Origin of the sequence: Sodalis sp. RH24 (genome assembly GCF_047324145.1) — a bacterium.
Taxonomy (GTDB): domain Bacteria; phylum Pseudomonadota; class Gammaproteobacteria; order Enterobacterales; family Enterobacteriaceae; genus Acerihabitans.
Genome location: NZ_CP178729.1, coordinates 139,544 through 156,311, shown reverse-complemented (window position 1 = coordinate 156,311; position 16,768 = coordinate 139,544). Strand labels below are relative to the sequence as shown.

The 16,768-nt window shown below is 58.1% G+C and carries 16 protein-coding genes and 1 pseudogene; 8 read left to right on the top strand and 9 right to left on the bottom strand.

Translation table 11 applies throughout. The features are described 5' to 3' along the window. Window positions 1-9: 9 nt before the first annotated feature. The 4 genes from ACL2XG_RS00685 to ACL2XG_RS00670 form a co-directional block, all read right to left on the bottom strand. Entirely contained in the window at window positions 10-1,602 is a 1,593-nt protein-coding gene (locus ACL2XG_RS00685) for a sugar ABC transporter ATP-binding protein (protein ID WP_410014515.1), read from the bottom strand. A gap of 10 nt (window positions 1,603-1,612) precedes the next feature. Beyond that, window positions 1,613-2,227, bottom strand: coding sequence for a DUF2291 family protein (locus ACL2XG_RS00680; protein WP_413723160.1), 615 nt, complete (start codon window positions 2,225-2,227; stop codon window positions 1,613-1,615). 68 nt (window positions 2,228-2,295) lie between these two features. After that, entirely contained in the window at window positions 2,296-3,228 is a 933-nt protein-coding gene (locus ACL2XG_RS00675) for a D-ribose ABC transporter substrate-binding protein (protein WP_410016783.1), read from the bottom strand. Window positions 3,229-3,318: 90 nt separating this feature from the next. Beyond that, complete coding sequence (locus tag ACL2XG_RS00670) at window positions 3,319-4,119, bottom strand: GolD/DthD family dehydrogenase (RefSeq protein ID WP_413723161.1); 801 nt, start codon at window positions 4,117-4,119, stop codon at window positions 3,319-3,321. Window positions 4,120-4,493: 374 nt separating this feature from the next. On the opposite strand from ACL2XG_RS00670, the gene ACL2XG_RS00665 reads away from it, so the two are divergent. The 7 genes and pseudogenes from ACL2XG_RS00665 to ACL2XG_RS00635 all read left to right on the top strand — a co-directional run bounded on the left by ACL2XG_RS00665 (window position 4,494) and on the right by ACL2XG_RS00635 (window position 8,555). Further along, entirely contained in the window at window positions 4,494-5,303 is an 810-nt protein-coding gene (locus tag ACL2XG_RS00665) for a DeoR/GlpR family DNA-binding transcription regulator (RefSeq protein ID WP_410014512.1), read from the top strand. 59 nt (window positions 5,304-5,362) lie between these two features. Beyond that, on the top strand, window positions 5,363-5,584 hold the full coding sequence (locus tag ACL2XG_RS00660) for a 5'-nucleotidase (RefSeq protein WP_413723576.1): 222 nt from the start codon (window positions 5,363-5,365) through the stop codon (window positions 5,582-5,584). Beyond that, window positions 5,550-5,741 carry a 5'-nucleotidase gene (locus tag ACL2XG_RS00655; RefSeq protein WP_413723575.1) on the top strand — a complete coding sequence of 64 codons (192 nt, stop codon included), beginning with the start codon at window positions 5,550-5,552 and terminating at the stop codon, window positions 5,739-5,741. Before ACL2XG_RS00660 ends, ACL2XG_RS00655 begins: the two co-directional genes overlap by 35 nt. Continuing rightward, window positions 5,698-5,856 (top strand): 5'-nucleotidase, encoded by a 159-nt coding sequence (locus ACL2XG_RS00650; protein WP_413723574.1) that lies wholly within the window; start codon window positions 5,698-5,700, stop codon window positions 5,854-5,856. Before ACL2XG_RS00655 ends, ACL2XG_RS00650 begins: the two co-directional genes overlap by 44 nt. A gap of 281 nt (window positions 5,857-6,137) precedes the next feature. Further along, window positions 6,138-6,389 (top strand): type II toxin-antitoxin system Phd/YefM family antitoxin, encoded by a 252-nt coding sequence (locus ACL2XG_RS00645; RefSeq protein ID WP_413723162.1) that lies wholly within the window; start codon window positions 6,138-6,140, stop codon window positions 6,387-6,389. Further along, window positions 6,379-6,659, top strand: a pseudogene (locus tag ACL2XG_RS00640) (type II toxin-antitoxin system RelE family toxin). The gene ACL2XG_RS00645 and the pseudogene ACL2XG_RS00640 overlap by 11 nt, the downstream one beginning before the upstream one ends. A 240-nt stretch (window positions 6,660-6,899) precedes the next feature. Then, the gene (locus ACL2XG_RS00635; protein ID WP_410014510.1) at window positions 6,900-8,555 is read left to right on the top strand and encodes a putative transporter; all 1,656 of its coding nucleotides are present in this window, start codon (window positions 6,900-6,902) and stop codon (window positions 8,553-8,555) included. A gap of 71 nt (window positions 8,556-8,626) precedes the next feature. Here the strand turns inward: ACL2XG_RS00635 and ACL2XG_RS00630 are convergent, their stop codons facing one another. From ACL2XG_RS00630 to ACL2XG_RS00610, 5 genes are all read right to left on the bottom strand, one after another. Continuing rightward, window positions 8,627-9,946 carry a c-type cytochrome gene (locus ACL2XG_RS00630; RefSeq protein WP_413723163.1) on the bottom strand — a complete coding sequence of 440 codons (1,320 nt, stop codon included), beginning with the start codon at window positions 9,944-9,946 and terminating at the stop codon, window positions 8,627-8,629. Window positions 9,947-9,962: 16 nt separating this feature from the next. Next, the gene (locus tag ACL2XG_RS00625; RefSeq protein WP_413723164.1) at window positions 9,963-11,738 is read right to left on the bottom strand and encodes a GMC family oxidoreductase; all 1,776 of its coding nucleotides are present in this window, start codon (window positions 11,736-11,738) and stop codon (window positions 9,963-9,965) included. 1 nt (window position 11,739) lies between these two features. After that, window positions 11,740-12,465 carry a gluconate 2-dehydrogenase subunit 3 family protein gene (locus ACL2XG_RS00620; RefSeq protein ID WP_410014507.1) on the bottom strand — a complete coding sequence of 242 codons (726 nt, stop codon included), beginning with the start codon at window positions 12,463-12,465 and terminating at the stop codon, window positions 11,740-11,742. 416 nt (window positions 12,466-12,881) lie between these two features. Further along, a complete protein-coding gene (locus ACL2XG_RS00615; RefSeq protein ID WP_413723165.1) occupies window positions 12,882-14,009 on the bottom strand; it encodes an iron-containing alcohol dehydrogenase in 1,128 nt (375 codons plus the stop codon). Window positions 14,010-14,127: 118 nt separating this feature from the next. Next, a complete protein-coding gene (locus tag ACL2XG_RS00610; protein ID WP_413723166.1) occupies window positions 14,128-14,751 on the bottom strand; it encodes an NIPSNAP family protein in 624 nt (207 codons plus the stop codon). Window positions 14,752-15,159: 408 nt separating this feature from the next. Between ACL2XG_RS00610 and ACL2XG_RS00605 the strand changes: the two genes are divergently transcribed. Beyond that, window positions 15,160-16,758, top strand: a complete 1,599-nt coding sequence (locus tag ACL2XG_RS00605; protein ID WP_413723167.1) for an ABC transporter substrate-binding protein — start codon at window positions 15,160-15,162, stop codon at window positions 16,756-16,758. Window positions 16,759-16,768 lie beyond the last annotated feature (10 nt).

Genomic DNA, 16,768 nt, shown 5'->3' with positions numbered 1-16,768 from the left:
AACCTGTCCTTAATCATGAGGCGTCGAAGCGCGGATAAGCGTTTCCCGGTTTACCCCGGCGCGCGGCAGGTCGGCGGTGATTTTACCGTCGGCCATGACAATGACCCGGTCCGCCAGTTGCATCACTTCGTCCAGTTCGGACGAGGAGAACATCACGGCCAGTCCCTGCTGCGCCATGGCGCCGATCAAATGATACACATCGGTTTTCGCCCCCACGTCGATGCCGCGGGTGGGTTCGTCGAGGAATACCACCTGCGGCTGGGTCAGCAAGGCTTTGCCCAGCACCACCTTTTGCTGGTTGCCCCCGCTCAGGGAGGTGACCGACAGATCGACATCGCTGACTTTGATGGCCAGCGTATCGATCATCCGCCGCACCGCACCGGACTCCTTGTCATTGCGTATCGGCAGCAGCGTTTGCCAAAAGCGTTTGCTGCGCAAACTGGAGAGGGTCATATTGGCTTTGATCGACAGCAACTGCACCAATCCTTCCGCCTGCCGGTCCTCGGGCACCAGCGCCATGCCCAGCGCCAGGCGCCGGCGGAACGAAAGGTGTTCGATGCGCCGGCCGCCGAGGGTTATCTCGCCGGCATCGGGTTTAAACACGCCGAGCAGCGTCTTGAACAGCTCAGTGCGCCCGGCGCCCAGCAGCCCATACACGCCCACCACTTCCCCCCGGTGCAGGGTCAAACCGACGCCGTTAAGGGCGTAGCCGCCGTTTTGATGCAGCAGCGTCAGGCCGCGGGCCGCCAGGACCTCCTCCCCTTTCACCGCCGGGCTGTAATCAAAATGCTTGGCTTTTTCCCCCACCATGCTGGCGATGATCCAGGGGATGCTCGCCTGGGCGATTGCGCGCTCGGCGACGAATTTGCCGTCGCGCAAGACCGTGATGCTATCGCCGATGGCCATCAGTTCCTCCAGCCGATGGGAGATATAAATAAGGGTGACGCCGCGGCGCTTAAGCTGTTCGATAACGTTGAACAGCACCTTGACCTCGGACTGGCTCAGCGCCGACGTCGGTTCGTCCATGATAAGCACCCGTGTGTCTTTTGACAGCGCGCGGGCGATCTCCACCAACTGCTGGTGGCCGATCGCCAGCTCCTCCAGCGGCGTGAGCGGATCGACATCCAGTTCCAGGCGTTCGAGCAGCGCCTTCGCCAGTTGATACTGGTAAGCCACATTGATGCGGCCGCGCTGGAAAAACTCGTTGCCGATAAAAATATTGTCCATGACCGTCATGTTGGGAAACAGATTCAGTTCCTGGAAAATAATGCTGATGCCCAGTTTTTCCGCCTGATGGGTGGAGCCGAGCGCCACCGGCTGGCCGTCGAGCAGGATTTGACCGCTGGTGGGGGTTTCGACGCCGGCCAGCATTTTCATCATGGTGGATTTACCGGCGCCGTTTTCACCGATCAGCACGTTAACCTGGTTGCGGTAGACCCGATAATCAACATTATCGAGCGCCACCACGCCCGGATAGAGCCGCGATACGCCGCGGGTTTCGATAATGACCGGCGCGCCCTGGCGCAGGGAGGCGCGCGGCGTAACCCGATCGTTGACATAATGGGACCGGGGTTCGGCGGCGGCGGTGCGGGGGTTTGCCATGGCGCTCTCCTTATTGCGTAATCTTAACCGGCGTGATGAGCAGCGGCGGTTGCGGCGTATCAAAGGCGCTGAACACCCCGTACACCGTTACTTTGCCGCCGACGGCAAAGGTCTGTTTCGCCACGGTGTTGATAGCCTGCTGGTTAATGGCCTTGCTGAAATCACCAAACAGATTCTGATCGTTAAAGTCGGCATAACTCAGCCCGCGATAGCTGTCGCGCAAATCGGTGCCGCGAAAGGTCGGGCCAATCTGCACGTTGACTTCCCCGGCCGCGTCGTCGCTCTTTATCACTATCTGACCGTTGCGGGAGGTGGTATTCACCTCGCTGATGGCGCCGGTCACCGAGACGGCAAACACGCAGGGATTTTCTTCCTGGCTGCGGTAGCCGAACTGCTGGCAGGCGGCGTCAAAATCCTTGGCATGGCCGATTTGCGTCAGCAGGCTGCCCAACGGCCTGGCGGAGGCGATCACCTGGGGCGCGATTTTCTGGTCGAATAACTGTGCCGCCTTGGCTACATTGGCGTTCGGCGGGTTTTTCAGCTCCGCCAGCTGCCGCTCCGACACGATGCGGCAGCCGGATAACGCCACGGCAACCAGCACCGCCCATAGCATGCGCGTTGACATCCGTTTTATCTCCTTACGCGCCCCGCGCAGCCACGGGGCGCGATACACATCGGTGACGATCGCCGTCGTTATTGCTGATAATTAAAACCGTTCACTTTATCGGCGTTGTTCTGTTTAATCAGAATGCCGCGGAACATGATGCGTTCCTTACCGCTATAGCTGCCTTTTTGCAGATACTGGTCAAGGATTTCCACGCCCTGGGAGGCGATGGCCTGTGCCTGGAGCATGACGCTGGCATAAAGATCACCGGCCTTGATGGCGTCGCGTTCATCGTTGCTGCCGTCAATGCCGACCACGGTGACATCTTTACGGCCCGCGGCTTTGAGCGCCGCTATCGCCCCCAGCGCCACCGGACCGTTGCCGGATATCACGCCTTTGATATCGGGGTGGGCCTGTAAGATACTGTCCATGATACGTTTCCCTTCAAGCAGGTTGCCTTTGGCGTCCTGGCGGGCAATCATTTTCATCTCCGGATACTGGTCGATGACATTGTGAAAAGATTTTGAACGCGTCACGCAATTGTTGTCGGCCAGGTTGCAGGTCAATTCGGCATAGCTGCCTTTTTCTCCCATTTTTTCGACGAATTCATTGGCCACATCGGAGCCGGCCTGGAAGTTATTGTGGGTGATCTGCGCCAGCGCCACGCCATCCACCGGGATTTCCCGGTTGATAAGCACCACCGGCACGCCGGCGTCCTTAGCCTGTTTTACCGCCGCTACGCTTGCCTGCGAGTCGGCGTTATCCAGAATGATGCCCTGCACTTTACGCCCGATAACCAGGCTTATCAGCTCCCCCTGGCGTTTCACATCCTCGCCGTGGGACAGCACCAGGGTTTTGTAGCCCATCGCCTGCGCTTTGGCTTCGGCGCCTTTGGCCTCGGCGGAGTAATAGGGGTTATCAAGGGAGTTGACCAAGATGGCGATGGTGCCTTTCTCGGCGGCGAAGGCGTGCGGCAGATAACAACCCGCCATGAGGGCGAACAGGGTAAGATATTTTTTCATGATAAGGTCTCTCGTGGTCATTGTTTTTTTTACCGTGGGTACAACGGGTGCACAACGTGGTTTGCCTGAATTCGTCCTCCGGCGCGCCGGTTACCAAATGGTAAACCCGCCGTCAATCATCAGATCCGCGCCGGTAATCATGTCGCTGCCGTTGCTGGCGAAAAACACGATGGCGGCGGCGATTTCGTCGGTATAGGCAAAGCGTCCCAGCGGAATTAATTTTTTCATCTGCTCCCCTTTCTCCCCGCGCCAGGCTTTCTCGCCCATGGGCGTCAATACGACGGTGGGCGACAGGGTATTGACGTTAATGCGGTGCGGCGCCCACTCTTTCGCCATCACCTTGGTCATGCCCAGCAGGCCGGCTTTGGCAGAGGTATAGGCGCAATGATTATCGATGGCGATGGAGGCGGCCTGGGAGGCGATATTGATGATCTTCCCGCCGCGGCCGCGGGCTATCATGCTGCGGGCGGCGGCCTGCGCGCACAGGAACGGACCGGTCAGGTTTACCGCCAGATGTTGTTGCCATTGGTCGAAGGCGGTGTCGATTGCCGGCTCCAGCTGTACGTAACCGGCGCAGTTCACCAGGATATCGATCTGGCCCCGGCGCTGCTCCACCTGGTTAAACGCCTGCGCGACCTGCGCCGGGTCGCCGACATCGCATTCGATATAGCTGACCCGGTCCTCGCCCAATTCCGCCGCCGCCGCGGCTTTGCCCGCGCTGTCGAAAGCCGGATAAAGCAGCGCCAGCGCCGCGCCTTTCGCCAGCATCATGCGATTGGCGGCCATGGCGATGCCGCCCAGGCCGCCGGCGACCACCGCCACCTTGCCGGCCAGCGATTGCGCTGGGTCCACGCCATAGCGCAGATTGACGTCATACTGATTATCGTTCATCACGGGTCTCCATGGGTGAAAGGCCGTCGTCACAGCCGGTAAATGATGGCGATTTTCGCGCGCGGGGGTGGTTTAATTCATTTTCGAATAAAACTATATATTGTCATTTTGATCATTTATGAGGCCATGATCAGGTTTCAAACAAAAACTGAATATGATGACATAAGCTTGTTTTTCAGCGTGTTATAAATTTGATGGCAAAATTGACCCTGATTAACCTGCTGAAATGTAGGATTTTTTAGCTATCTTTTTCCTGTTCATTTTCGAATGAAAATCAAAAAAAAGACAACCGACGCAACTCGCTTTCGCCTGCGCGCGACGTTACTATTTGCCGGTAAGCCTCGGGGGATGGAATACCGATAGGAGTATCATGATTGAAAAGCAAAAATGAGCAGTGGGCTGATATGCAGCATCGCCGCAGCAAAATACTGGAAATGATAAAAGAAGACGGCACCGTGTCGGTGAAAATGCTTACCGATACCTTTGACCTGACCGAAGCGACGATCCGTTCAGACTTACGCGTGCTGCAGCAGCAAGGCTATATCCAACGCTACCACGGCGGCGCGACGCTGCTGGACGGCAAGCAGAATACCCACGCGCTGCTGCTGGCGCGCCAGACCCAGCTTGGCGAAAAAGACGCCATCGGGCAATTGGCGGCCAGTTTTATCGAGCCGGGCGACACCATTATCCTGGATGCGGGCACCACCACCACGGCTATCGCCAATCATCTGAACCATATCAAAAAGCTGTCGGTCATCACCACCGCCGTCAATATCGCCCTGCAATTAGGCGGCGAGCCGGGGGTGAATATCCTGTTGACCGGCGGTACCTTTAAATTTCCCACCCTGTCGACTTCCGGCGAGAAAGCCGCCAGCTTTTTCGAAAATATGCTGGCGGAAAAACTGTTCCTGGCCACCGCCTGTATTTCACCGCGCGCCGGGCTGAGCTATCCCAGCGAAACGGACATCAAGGTGAAAACGGCGATGATCAATTCGGCCAATACGGTATTTGTGGTGGCGGACTCCACCAAGATCGATAAGGTCTCGATGTTCGCCCTGCCCTGTGAATGGCGCAAGATTCATTATCTGATTACCGACAGCGGCATTACCTCCGACGCAAAAGCCGCATTCGAGGCCTTGGGCATCCAGGTACTGGTGGCGCAAACCGCCGGCGCGAGATCCTGATGCGCCGGGCGGCAAGCTTAAAGGCAGTCTCAGGGGAGAATAAAACTGAGGAAAATTGAATGGCCTACGATCTTGGGCATCGTCATGTTATTGGCGTCTGCTCGAGCGCTGTTTTTGATTTGACAGGGTCCGACGCGGTATTCAAAAGCCAGGGAGAGGAAGAATACCGGAAATTTCACGAGTTCCAAAGTCAAAAACGTCATGCAGCCGCACAATCCTGGCCCCTTAAAGGAATTTCTTGTCAGGATGGCGAAAATTCAATCCGTGGAAGAAAAGTATAAGATTCTACATCCGGGTTATGAAAATCGCCTGAGAATTTCCATAGTCACCGCCAGGAATGCGCCATCACATGAACGCGCCTTAAACACGTTGAAGAGCTGGGGCGTGATGGCGAATGACGCATTCTTTCTCGGCGGTATTGAAAAAGTCAATGTATGAGGGGGTACTGAAACCACACATTTTTTTCGATGATCGGTCTCCCTATCTTCTGACCGCCAGCGCGGTTGTTCCCTCCGTGCATATCCCCTTCGGTGTTATCAATCAAGCAAATTGACGCGATAAGACCTGCCGTGTACAGGTAAAGACCACTATCACGCGTCCAGATACCTGTGCCGATTCCCGCTCGACGAACGTCCGTATGCGCGGGACCACGCCACTGTCCCGCAGGGTTTTCAATATCACCAGTCCCAAAGACGGTATAAGCGGATGAGATTGAAATTGATGCAAACCACCATTATTTAAACAGGTAGGGTCGCTCTTAGAAGTGTGTTTAGAGGCGCCTTGAAAAGCACCTTTAAAAGACTTAAAACAAGCGAAGCTAACAGGAGACTAAAAATGACCTTTACAATTTTGACCTCTACCGCCGCCAGTATTACTGAGCTAAAACGTAACCCGATGGGGACGGTCGCCGACGGCGGAGGCAACGCAGTGGCTATCCTAAACCATAATGAGCCCGCGTTTTACTGCGTCCCCCCCGAGCTTTACGCTTATTATCGGGAACTGGCGGAAGATGACGAGTTAAACCGGATTGCTGATGAGCGTTTGGTTGACCCTGCGTTTATCAGCGTAAAACTCGATGAATTATGAATTAAAATTTGAAAAGCGGGCGCTAAAGGAGTGGCACAAACTGGGTAATACCGTGCGGGATCAGTTTAAAAAGAAACTTGCCGAGCGCCTTATGCAGCCGCATGTACCTTCAGCTCAGCTGCATTGCAGCAGCAACCGTTATAAAATTAAACTCCGGGCCAGCGGCTACCGGCTGGTTTATGAAGTTAATGATAAGGAAATCCTGTTGCTGTCATCGCTATAGGCAAGCGCGATAACGATGATGTCTATGCTGCGGCCGACAATCGCTGAAAATTTTTCTCTTAATGTATCGTCTCAATCCGGTGCAATCAAATTCATAAGGCGAACCGCTATGCGATCAGGTCATGAACCAGGCTGCCGCAGGCTGGAAGATGAGCTCGATAATCAATAGACGCAACTATCACCCGTGGTTCATATAGCTTGATGTTTTGTGCTCTTTACCTCATTTCCTTCGCCACGCCTCTGCCAGAATACCCGACAACAACCTCATGATTTTCCAGGGATGCGGCAATGAGCGATATAGCACTGACGGTCAGTATGCTGGCACTGGTGGCGGTGATAGGGTTATGGATAGGTAACTGGCGTATATACGGCGTGGGTTTGGGTATCGGCGGCGTGCTGTTCGGCGGCATTATCGTCGGCCATTTCGCCCATACGGCGGGACTGAGCCTGAACGGCGATATGCTGAATTTTATCCAGGAATTCGGGCTTATCCTATTTGTGTATACCATCGGCATCCAGGTCGGGCCGGGATTTTTCTCCTCATTACGCGTCTCCGGCCTGCGGCTCAATCTTTTCGCCATGCTGGTGGTGGTGTTGGGGATGCTGCTCGCGGCCCTGATCCATAAAGCGTTTAACGTCCCCCTGCCCGTGGTGCTCGGCGTGTTTGCCGGCGCGATAACCAATACGCCGGCCCTCGGCGCCGGTCAGCAAATTCTCACCGATCTCGGCACCGGTCCCGCCCAGATTAACCAGATGGGCATGGGCTACGCCATGGCCTACCCCTTCGGCATCTGCGGCATCCTGCTGACCATGTGGTTTATTCGCTTTGCATTGCGCATCAATGTCGAGCGCGAGGCGGAACAATTCGATAGCGCCAGCGGCGCCGGCCACGCCCAGCTGCAGACCATGAATATCCGTGTCGTCAACGCCAATCTCGAAGGGCTGGCGATGCAAGAGGTACCGGTGCTCAACAGCAGCGAAATCGTCTGTTCGCGCTTAAAGCGCGGCGAGAGCCTGATTGTCCCGCTGCCGACCACCCTGATTCAACAGGACGATTTGCTGCACCTGGTGGGGTTGAAAAGCGATCTGGAGAAAGCGCGCCTGGTGATCGGCCAGCAGGTGGACACGTCGCTGTCCATGCAGGGCACCGACCTGCGCATGGAGCGGGTGGTGGTCACCAACGAAAAAGTCCTGGGCAAAAAGATCCGCGACCTGAATTTTAAACAGAAATACGATGTGGTGGTTTCCCGCCTGAACCGCGCCGGGGTGGAACTGGTGGCCGGCAGCCATGCCAGTCTGCAGTTCGGCGATATCCTCAACCTGGTGGGCCGGGCGGAGGCAATCAATGCCGTGGCCGCGCTGGTGGGCAACGCACGGCAAAAATTGCAGCAGGTGCAGATGCTGCCGGTGTTTATCGGCATCGGTTTGGGCGTATTGCTGGGCTCGCTGCCGCTGTACGTACCGGGCTTTCCCGCCGCGCTGCGCCTCGGCCTGGCCGGGGGACCGCTGGTGGTGGCGATTATCCTGGGACGCATCGGCAGTATCGGCAAACTCTATTGGTTTATGCCGCCCAGCGCTAACCTGGCGCTGCGCGAGCTGGGCATCGTGCTGTTTCTCTCGGTGGTGGGCCTTAAATCCGGCGGCGGTTTCGTGCACACGCTGATCCAGGGCGACGGCCTGTCGTGGCTGGGCTACGGGATCATCATCACCGCCGTTCCGCTACTAGGCGTCGGCCTGCTGGCGCGCGTGGTGTTCGGGATGAACTATCTCACCCTTTGCGGCATGCTTGCCGGCTCGATGACCGACCCGCCGGCGCTGGCTTTCGCCAACGCCCTGCATGGCACCAGCGGCGCGGCGGCGCTTTCCTATGCCACGGTTTACCCGATGGTGATGTTCCTGCGCATTCTGTCGCCGCAGCTGCTGGCGCTTATTTTCTGGGTCTGACGGCGCGCCGCCGGCCGGGAGGGACGGGCGTACGCGGCACCCGCGTACGCCTGGCGCGGAGGCTAAACGCGTTACTGATGCGCCTGTCCGGTATTCGGCTCATTGGCCTTATTGGGGTCCTTGCGCTCCACCGTCGACGTCGCGTGGCGCAGTTTTGCCACCGCGTTGGCACTCACCGCCGGCGCGTCATTGCCCCAGGCGCCGCGGATAAAGCTGAGCAGATCCGCCGCCTGTTTGTCGTCCAGGCGCCAGCCGAAGTCCGGCATGGTCAGGCCCGTCACGGCGTCCCTGGTGACCGCCATTTTACCGCCATGCAAAACGATGCTGATTAACGACGACGGATCGTCGCTCAACACGACCGGATTGCGCGCCAGCGCCGGGAAAGTTTTGGCATAACCCCGGCCGTCGATACGGTGGCAGGCGGCGCAGTTGTCCATATATTCCTGCGCCCCCGGTTTGCTCATATCGCCCCGGATAAGCGCCGCGGAAGTGACATCATCCGCGTACGGCGCCGGCGCCGCGGCGGACGGCCGCAACGATTTAAGATAGACCGCCATCGCCCGCAAATCCGCGTCATTCAGGTATTGCGTACTGTGTTCCACCACATCCGTCATGGAGCCGAAGGCCGCGCTGGTATCGGTATGGCCGGTTTTCAGGAACATCGCCAGCTCATCCGCCGACCAGCGCCCCAGGCCGTCTTTGCCCGTACCGGTAAGATTGGGCGCATGCCAGCCCTCCAGCGTGCCGCCGGTCAGGTAGGCGTCGTCGGACTGATCCAGCGCCTTCTCCTGGAACGCGATGCCGCGCGGCGTATGGCAGGTGCCGCAATGCTCCAGCCCCTGCACCAGATAGGCGCCCCGGTTCCACTCTTCGCTTTGGCCGCGGTCCGGCTTGAACGCATCATCATCATGAAATACCCAGTTCCAGGCCGCCAGCGGCCAGCGCATATTCAGCGGCCAGGGGATATCGCTGTCGCGATTGGCCTGCTTCACCGCCGGCACCTGCTGCATAAAAAAATCATACAGCGCGTGCATATCTTCATCATTAATCCTGGCGAACGCGGTATAAGGCATGGCCGGGTAGAGGTGATGGCCGTCCTTCGCCACGCCTTCGCGCACCGCTTTGGCAAAATCCTCATAGCGGTAGTCGCCTATACCGGTGTCTTTGTCCGGCGTAATATTCGTGGAGTAAATCGCCCCCAGCGGCGTGGACATTTTCAGCCCGCCGGTAAACGGCTTGCCGCCGGCGGCGGTGTGGCAGGCCACGCAGTCGCCGGCGGTGGCCAGATATTGTCCTTTGCCGGCCGGCTGGCTATCGGCTGCCGCGTTGACCGCGGCCGGCAACAGCGCCAGCGCCAGCAAGGGAAGCGCTGCATTCCATAGAGTGCTCATCTCAGTCCCTTCCCTGTTAAGCCTGGACCAGCGGTCCGGGGTTGGCCAAATACTGCGTGCGAATCGCATTGGCGGCAAATAGCGCGGTGGCGCCGACAATACCGGTGGGGTTATACGACAGGTTCTGCGGGAAACAGCAGGCGCCCAGCACAAACAGGTTGGGGACATCCCAGCTTTGCAGGTACTTGTTCACCACGCTGGTGGCGGGATTATCGCCCATCACCGCGCCGCCGGTGGTATGAGTGGACTGGTAGGGGCGCACGTCGTAGTGGGCGTTCATGCCTTTAAAACCCATTTCGTAATGCTCAGGCCCGATGGCCTTGGCGATTTCCTCCGCCTTGCCGCCGATAAAATGGGTCATTTTCAGCTCGTTCTGCTGCCAGTCAAAGGTCATGCGCAGCAGCGGCTGGCCGTGATGATCTTTATAGGTGGGGTCGAGATCGAGGTAGCACTGTTTATACGGCATCACCGATCCGGACGAACCGACGCTCATGGTGTGCAGGTAATTATCTTTGATCGCCTTCTTCCAGCCGGTTCCCCATTTTGGCGCCTGGTTGGAAATGCTCATCTGCTGGATGGGGCGCCCGCCGGTAATGGTGGCGGAAAGCGTGGCGCCGCCGATGAATCCCAGCCCGCCGTGGTCAAAGTTTTCCGCGTTGAAATCATCGATAAACGTACCGGTGGCGCCGGTGGCGGCAAAGGGATTGAAATGGGTGTCCGGGTCGAAGAACAACGCGACGCCGCCGTTCATCTGGTAGGCATAGTTACGCCCGACCACGCCTTCGCCAGTGGCGGGATTGTAAGGCTTGCCGATTTTCGACAACAGCAGCAAACGTACGTTGTGCAATTGGAACGCGCTCAGCACCACCAGGCTGGCGGGCTGTTCCACTTCCTGGCCGTTAGCGTCGATATAGGTGACCCCGGTCGCCCGGGTGCCGGCGGCATCGGTATTGACGCGCAGCACATGGCACTGGGTGCGCAGCTCAACGTTTTTATGTTGATAGAGCGCCGGCAGCACGGTGCTTTGCGGCGACGCCTTAGCGTAATTAAAGCAGCCGAAGCGCTCGCAAAAACCGCAGTAGTTGCACACCCCCAACTGAACGCCATAGGGATTGGTATAAGGTTCGCTGCACAGCGCCGCCGGCAGCGGAAACGGATGATAGCCCAGTTCGGTCGTCGCTTTGCTAAACAGCATGCCGGAATACTGTTGCTTGAGCGGCTTGGTTGGATACGGGTTCTGGCGCGGCGCCTCGAAGGGGTTGCCGCCGGCGATTTTTTCGCCCTTGAGATTGCCGGCCTGTCCGGCGGTGCCGCAAATTTTTTCGAATTTATCGAAAAACGGCTCCATCTCCGCGTAGGTAAAGGGATAGTCCTGCACCGTCATATCCTGGGGGATAAAATCCGCGCCGTACCGCTCAATCACGGTGCTGCGCATGCGCAGATCGGCCTCCAGGGGGCGCCACAGCATGCCGTTCCAATGCACACCGGCGCCGCCGACGCCGTCACCCGGCAGGAAGGAGCCAAAACGCCGGTAAGGCAGCGCGGTTTCGCTGGTGGTATGCCGCACGGTTACCGTCTCTTTTGACGCATTCTGAAAGAGCTTTAACCGGATACCGTAGGTCAATTCATCCATTATGCGCGGGTAGGCGAAATCGGGATAGGTATCGCGCTGCTCGCCGCGCTCCAGGGCCAGGATATTCAGGCCGGTTTCCGCCAGTTCCATCGCCATCAGCGAACCGGTCCAGCCGAAACCGACGATAACGATATCGACCGGGTCTTGTTTTATCGCCACGTCAGACGCTCCTTTTCCCTGAAATACTGACCGGTCCCAATGGATAGGGCTTATTGGGGTTGTCCATCGTCTGCTGGTAATCGGCGCGCGCGCCCGGGAACCCAATCAGCTTCCATGACGCCAGCGTTTGATTGCCGCCGTGCATGGGATCGGCCAGGTAACCTTCTTTGGCGTTGTCCAGCAACTGGGCAAAAAACAGCGCGCCCGGCACGTTAGCAAACGTCAGCTTGCCGCTTTCCAATTCGCGCAGCACGGATTCCTGCTGTTGCTGGCTCAGGGCGGCGAATTCTTTGGCAAAGAACTGCCGGCAATGATCGTTGACGGCCTTGATGCCGCGGCGATAAGTATCGCGCGGCGCCAGCGGGGACTGATAACCCAATTCGGGCGCGGCGTCGGCAAAAGGAGGCTGCATATACCAGAGATGGCCGTAACCGTAGGGCAACTCCATTTGCTTATCGATATAAACCGGAACGCCTTCACTTACCGCGCCCGGCCCATATTCATCGGTGGGAATCAGCCGGTCGACGGCGGCCAGGATAAAGCGCCATTCATCATTATTAAAAAAGGTGGGAACGTAGTGGGCGGAAACGCCAGCGGATGTGGCGGTGGTTGCCTGGCCGGCGAAGGAGACAAGGCCGCCCCCCGCCGCGGCCAGGGGAATAATCGACAGCGTTTGTTGCAAAAAACGCCGCCGTGAGGGGATGTCCTCATCGTTTTGCTTGCTCATAGATCTTCCATTAAGGGTGTTAATCAATGTGCTGAGCGCCACCGTCACCAGCCCGGTAACGTAGGGCGCTAATAATTATTTGTATGATAATTTTATCGCCAGAATAAGCGGATTTTTTGTCAGCACAAGTTATAAAAATGTTAACTTATGTAAACTTCAAACACAGTTACCGGTAACACTTTTACTTTTTGCAAAATTAATAGATTGATATAAATACTTATTTTTCCCAGGTATCGCTGTGCGGCATGGGTTATTACCAAAACGTGCTATTGGCAAAACCGGTAATCTTGATTTTGGCGACAGGGGGTTGAGCGGCGAGGATAAGCAGAATAGGAAATCCTTCTTATGTTTCCCCGCGCGGGCTTCGGGAGAGCGCGTGAGGTGTGATGCCGGCGGTCACCGCCGGGCTGATGGCGCTATTCGATGCGAAACGCCGTGACAATCATGTGCCGGAGCTGTGCCGGCGGGTAGTCCAGCAGCGCATTTTTGCTGGTGGATTTTTCCAGGCACACCGCCAGTTCTTCCGGGCTGAGCGGCAGGTCGTCCCGCCAGAAAGGGACAATGGCGTTGCGGGTGATAAATTCCAGCAGATAACGTTCCGGGTCGTCCCGACCTGCGGGAAGGACGCTGACGGCCAATGCGGCCATCAGCGCCCGCTGCCGGGGGTGGTCGCTGTCCGCCAGCAGTTGCAGAAACGGCAGCAGCAGCCGGCCGCAGACTTGGCCATGATGGTAGCTGCGCAAGGCGCCGACTTCACCGGCGATGCCGTGGATCACGCCCAGTCCCGCCATGCTCAGCGTCAGCCCGCCCAGGTAGGAGGCCTGCATGATAGCCTCGCGGGCATCGGCGCTGCGGTTTAACGCCGGCCAGGCCCGCAGGAAAAGACGGATACCGGTAAGCGATATTTCGCGCGACAGGCTGCTTGCCGTTTTGGACAGATACGCCTCGAACAGATGGGTGAACGCGTCGATGGCGCAGCAGGCCAGCACCGCATCCGGCGCGCCGGCCAGCAGTTGCGGGTCCAGGATGGCTACCTGCGGCACAAAGTTCGGGTGGCGCAGCGACGCCTTGACTTTATGGGTGCGGGTATCGGTGATCACGGCGTTTTGCGTCACTTCGCTGCCGGTGCCGGCGGTGGTGGGAATGGCGATTAAGGGCAGCGTAGCGCCGCTCACCTTGGCGTCGCCCACCTTTTCCATATAGCGCAGCGCCGGCAAAGGATGCTCCGCCAGGGCGGCGAACGCCTTGGCGGCATCCAGTACGCTGCCGCCGCCGATGGCGACGATGCGCCGCGCTTTGCCGCGCCAGCGCGCCACCCACCCGTCAATATCCTGCGGCGACGCCTCATGGCCGACGATCTCGGTGCCGGCCAGCAGGGGCGCCAGCGCATCCGCCATCCCGGCATAGACCGCCCCGCCAAGGAACGAGCGGCAGCTGAACAACAGCGTCGGCTGCGGGTCGGCTTGCAGCAGGGGAAGCAGTTGGCTGATACTGCCGGCGCCGAACCAGGTTTGCCGGTTGGCGATCATCAGGCTGGTGGTCATAGAATCTCCTTGGCGGGGGCTAAAACCACAGCATAATCCAGCGCCGCCGGGCAAAACAACGCTTTTCGCCGCCGGGCCTGACAGCCAGGCACGGCGCCAGGCGCCGGCAAATCCGGCGTCAGGCATCCCCGGCGCGGCGGTTTTCCGCCAGGCAGATAAACGAGGCAGCCCGGATAATCTGCTGCGGCCCGCCCTTTGGCGGCCACAGTCCCGCGGCATAGTGTTCCGCGCGTAAACGGGCGCGCTCCTCCAGGCTGGCGAAGGTCCAGATATGCGTGATGCGCGGCGGCCCGTCCAGCGCGTACATATTGATGATCAGATGCGAGGTGTAAGCCTGCGCCGGCGCAAGCGCCTGCGCCCATCCCGCAAGCGTGGGAGATAATCCCCCGGGCTTCAGCCAATAAGTGCGGAATTCATAACAGGCCCCCGGCTGCGCCAGTTGGGACGGCGCGGGCGGCAGGAAAGGAAAAGGCTGATAGCTTTCCATGCTGAGGGCGGTTTGCGCATTTGCGATATTAAACGGCGTGCTGTCCAGCTGCGCCCGCCGTCTCTCCCGCCACAATGCCTCTTCTGAGTGAAACTCGCGCAGCAGGAGTAACTGGAACAGCTCGCCAAGCTCGGTACGCCAGAAACCCACCACTCTTCCCCCGGCACCGGGCGCCGTCACCCATGCCCAGGCCCGGGCTGACGCCGTATCAAGTTCCAGCGCCGGCACGGACAGTGTCGTTAGCTCATATAACATAGGTTTTCCAATGGATGTAGTTGATATCCGCGCGGCTGAAAGGATCCTTCCCCACCCTCTCCTCTCCCTGCCGCCGATAGGCCGCCTTGCCGGGAAGGGTCGCGTGGGGAAAGTGTAACCGGCGCCTGGCCGCGGATAAATCCGCATTCGGTTGCGGGTATCGCTACCCGGCGTTGCCAATGCCCGCCCTCCCGCAGAGATCACACCTTCTTTACAAGAAGAATGTCTCCCGGCCGGCAAATTCCGCGGCAGATCGCCAGGCAATACTGCCAAAGGGCAGCGCTTATACCTAAAAGCCGGGCATTTATAAGCAGAGGATTTTTTCCATTTCGCCTGCCGCCGCTTATAATGGCAAGACGAACAATCACGGATTCATTTCCTATTAATCACCTTATTAAGGCAATAAAAATGGATTTACGTAAAACCTCTCTCGCACTGCTGATCGCCGCGATGCTGCCGGCGGGCGGCGCGCTGGCGGCGGCCAACGATGTGCTGGTCTATTGCTCAGAAGCCTCGCCTGAATCGTTCAACCCGCAGATTGCCAGCTCCGGCCCGTCATTTGTCGCCAGCTCGCAGGTGCTGTATAACCGGCTGATCACTTTCCGGGAAAGCGATAATCTGCCCATCCCTTCCCTGGCCGAGGCGTGGACCATCAGTCCCGACGGCAAAACCTATACGTTTACCCTGCGCCAGGGCGTTAAGTTCAACAGCAATAAATATTTCACCCCGACCCGCGACTTTAACGCCGACGACGTTATTTTCTCCGTACTGCGGCAAAAAGACGACAATCATCCTTATCATAACGTGTCCCACGCCGCCTATGAGTACTTTAACGACGTCGGCCTGGGTACCCTTATCCAGGAAGTGAAAAAACTGGACGATCGGCATGTCCAGTTTACCCTGAGCAAACCCGACGCCACGTTCCTGGCCGACTGGGGCATGGACTTTACCTCCATCCTCTCCGCGGAATATGCCGACGCCATGCTGAAGGCCGGCACGCCGGAGCGGGTGGACACCGATCCCATCGGCACCGGCCCGTATAACCTGAAAGACTATAAAGTCGACTCCCTGATCCGCTACGAGGCCAATCCGCATTACTGGCAGGGCGACGTGCCCACCAAACGCCTGATTTTCTCTATTACCCCCAACGTCAGCACGCGTCTGGCCAAGCTTGAGAAAAACGAATGCCAGATTATCCCCGCGCCGAACCCGGTCAATTTTGACCAAATCAAAAGCAATAAAGATCTGGTGCTGCACAGCGTGGACGGCATGAACGTGGGCTACCTGGCCTTTAATACCGCGAAAAAGCCGTTCGATAATGTTCTGGTGCGCCAGGCGTTAAACTATGCGGTGGATAAAAAAGCGATTGTCAATGCGGTATTTCTCGGTTCCGGCACGGTGGCGAAATCGCCCATTCCGCCCAATATGCTCGGTTACGATAAGGATCTCGCCGATTATCCTTATGACCCGGCCAAGGCCAAGGCCTTGCTGAAGCAGGCGGGTTTTGCCCAGGGCTTTACCACGGATTTATGGTCGATGCCGGTGCAGCGCCCGTATAATCCCAACTCCCGCCGCATCGCGGAAATGATCCAGAACGATTGGGCCAAGGTGGGCGTGACGGTAAAAATCATCACTTTCGAATGGGGTGAATACCTTGCCGGCATCCGCAAGGGCGAACACGCCTCCGCGCTGTTCGGCTGGATGTCGGATAACGGCGATCCGGATAATTTCGCCAATGTCCTGCTGGGATGCGACAGTATCAACAGCGGGTCCAACGCGGCGTTCTGGTGTGATAAACAGTATGACGCGCTGATAAAACAGGCCAAGGTCATCAGCGATCCGGCCCAGCGCGCCGCGCTGTATAAACAAGCGCAGGACGTGTTCCATCAACAGGCCCCGTGGGTGCCGCTGGCAAACGGTAAAACCTTTTATGCCACGCGCGCCAATGTCACCGGCTACAGCGTCAGCCTTAACGGCAGTGATTTTTCCAAGGCCAGGCTGAACTAAGAGCGACAGC

Coding starts and splice junctions, on each gene's coding strand:
- ACL2XG_RS00620 (WP_410014507.1), bottom strand. CDS start 12,465: ATGAGCAAGCAAAACGATGAGGACATCCCCTCACGGCGGCGTTTTTTG.
- ACL2XG_RS00650 (WP_413723574.1), top strand. CDS start 5,698: ATGACGCATTCTTTCTCGGCGGTATTGAAAAAGTCAATGTATGAGGGG.
- ACL2XG_RS00685 (WP_410014515.1), bottom strand. CDS start 1,602: ATGGCAAACCCCCGCACCGCCGCCGCCGAACCCCGGTCCCATTATGTC.
- ACL2XG_RS00630 (WP_413723163.1), bottom strand. CDS start 9,946: ATGAGCACTCTATGGAATGCAGCGCTTCCCTTGCTGGCGCTGGCGCTG.
- ACL2XG_RS00645 (WP_413723162.1), top strand. CDS start 6,138: ATGACCTTTACAATTTTGACCTCTACCGCCGCCAGTATTACTGAGCTA.
- ACL2XG_RS00660 (WP_413723576.1), top strand. CDS start 5,363: ATGGCCTACGATCTTGGGCATCGTCATGTTATTGGCGTCTGCTCGAGC.
- ACL2XG_RS00670 (WP_413723161.1), bottom strand. CDS start 4,119: ATGAACGATAATCAGTATGACGTCAATCTGCGCTATGGCGTGGACCCA.
- ACL2XG_RS00610 (WP_413723166.1), bottom strand. CDS start 14,751: ATGTTATATGAGCTAACGACACTGTCCGTGCCGGCGCTGGAACTTGAT.
- ACL2XG_RS00635 (WP_410014510.1), top strand. CDS start 6,900: ATGAGCGATATAGCACTGACGGTCAGTATGCTGGCACTGGTGGCGGTG.
- ACL2XG_RS00615 (WP_413723165.1), bottom strand. CDS start 14,009: ATGACCACCAGCCTGATGATCGCCAACCGGCAAACCTGGTTCGGCGCC.
- ACL2XG_RS00680 (WP_413723160.1), bottom strand. CDS start 2,227: ATGTCAACGCGCATGCTATGGGCGGTGCTGGTTGCCGTGGCGTTATCC.
- ACL2XG_RS00675 (WP_410016783.1), bottom strand. CDS start 3,228: ATGAAAAAATATCTTACCCTGTTCGCCCTCATGGCGGGTTGTTATCTG.
- ACL2XG_RS00605 (WP_413723167.1), top strand. CDS start 15,160: ATGGATTTACGTAAAACCTCTCTCGCACTGCTGATCGCCGCGATGCTG.
- ACL2XG_RS00655 (WP_413723575.1), top strand. CDS start 5,550: ATGGCGAAAATTCAATCCGTGGAAGAAAAGTATAAGATTCTACATCCG.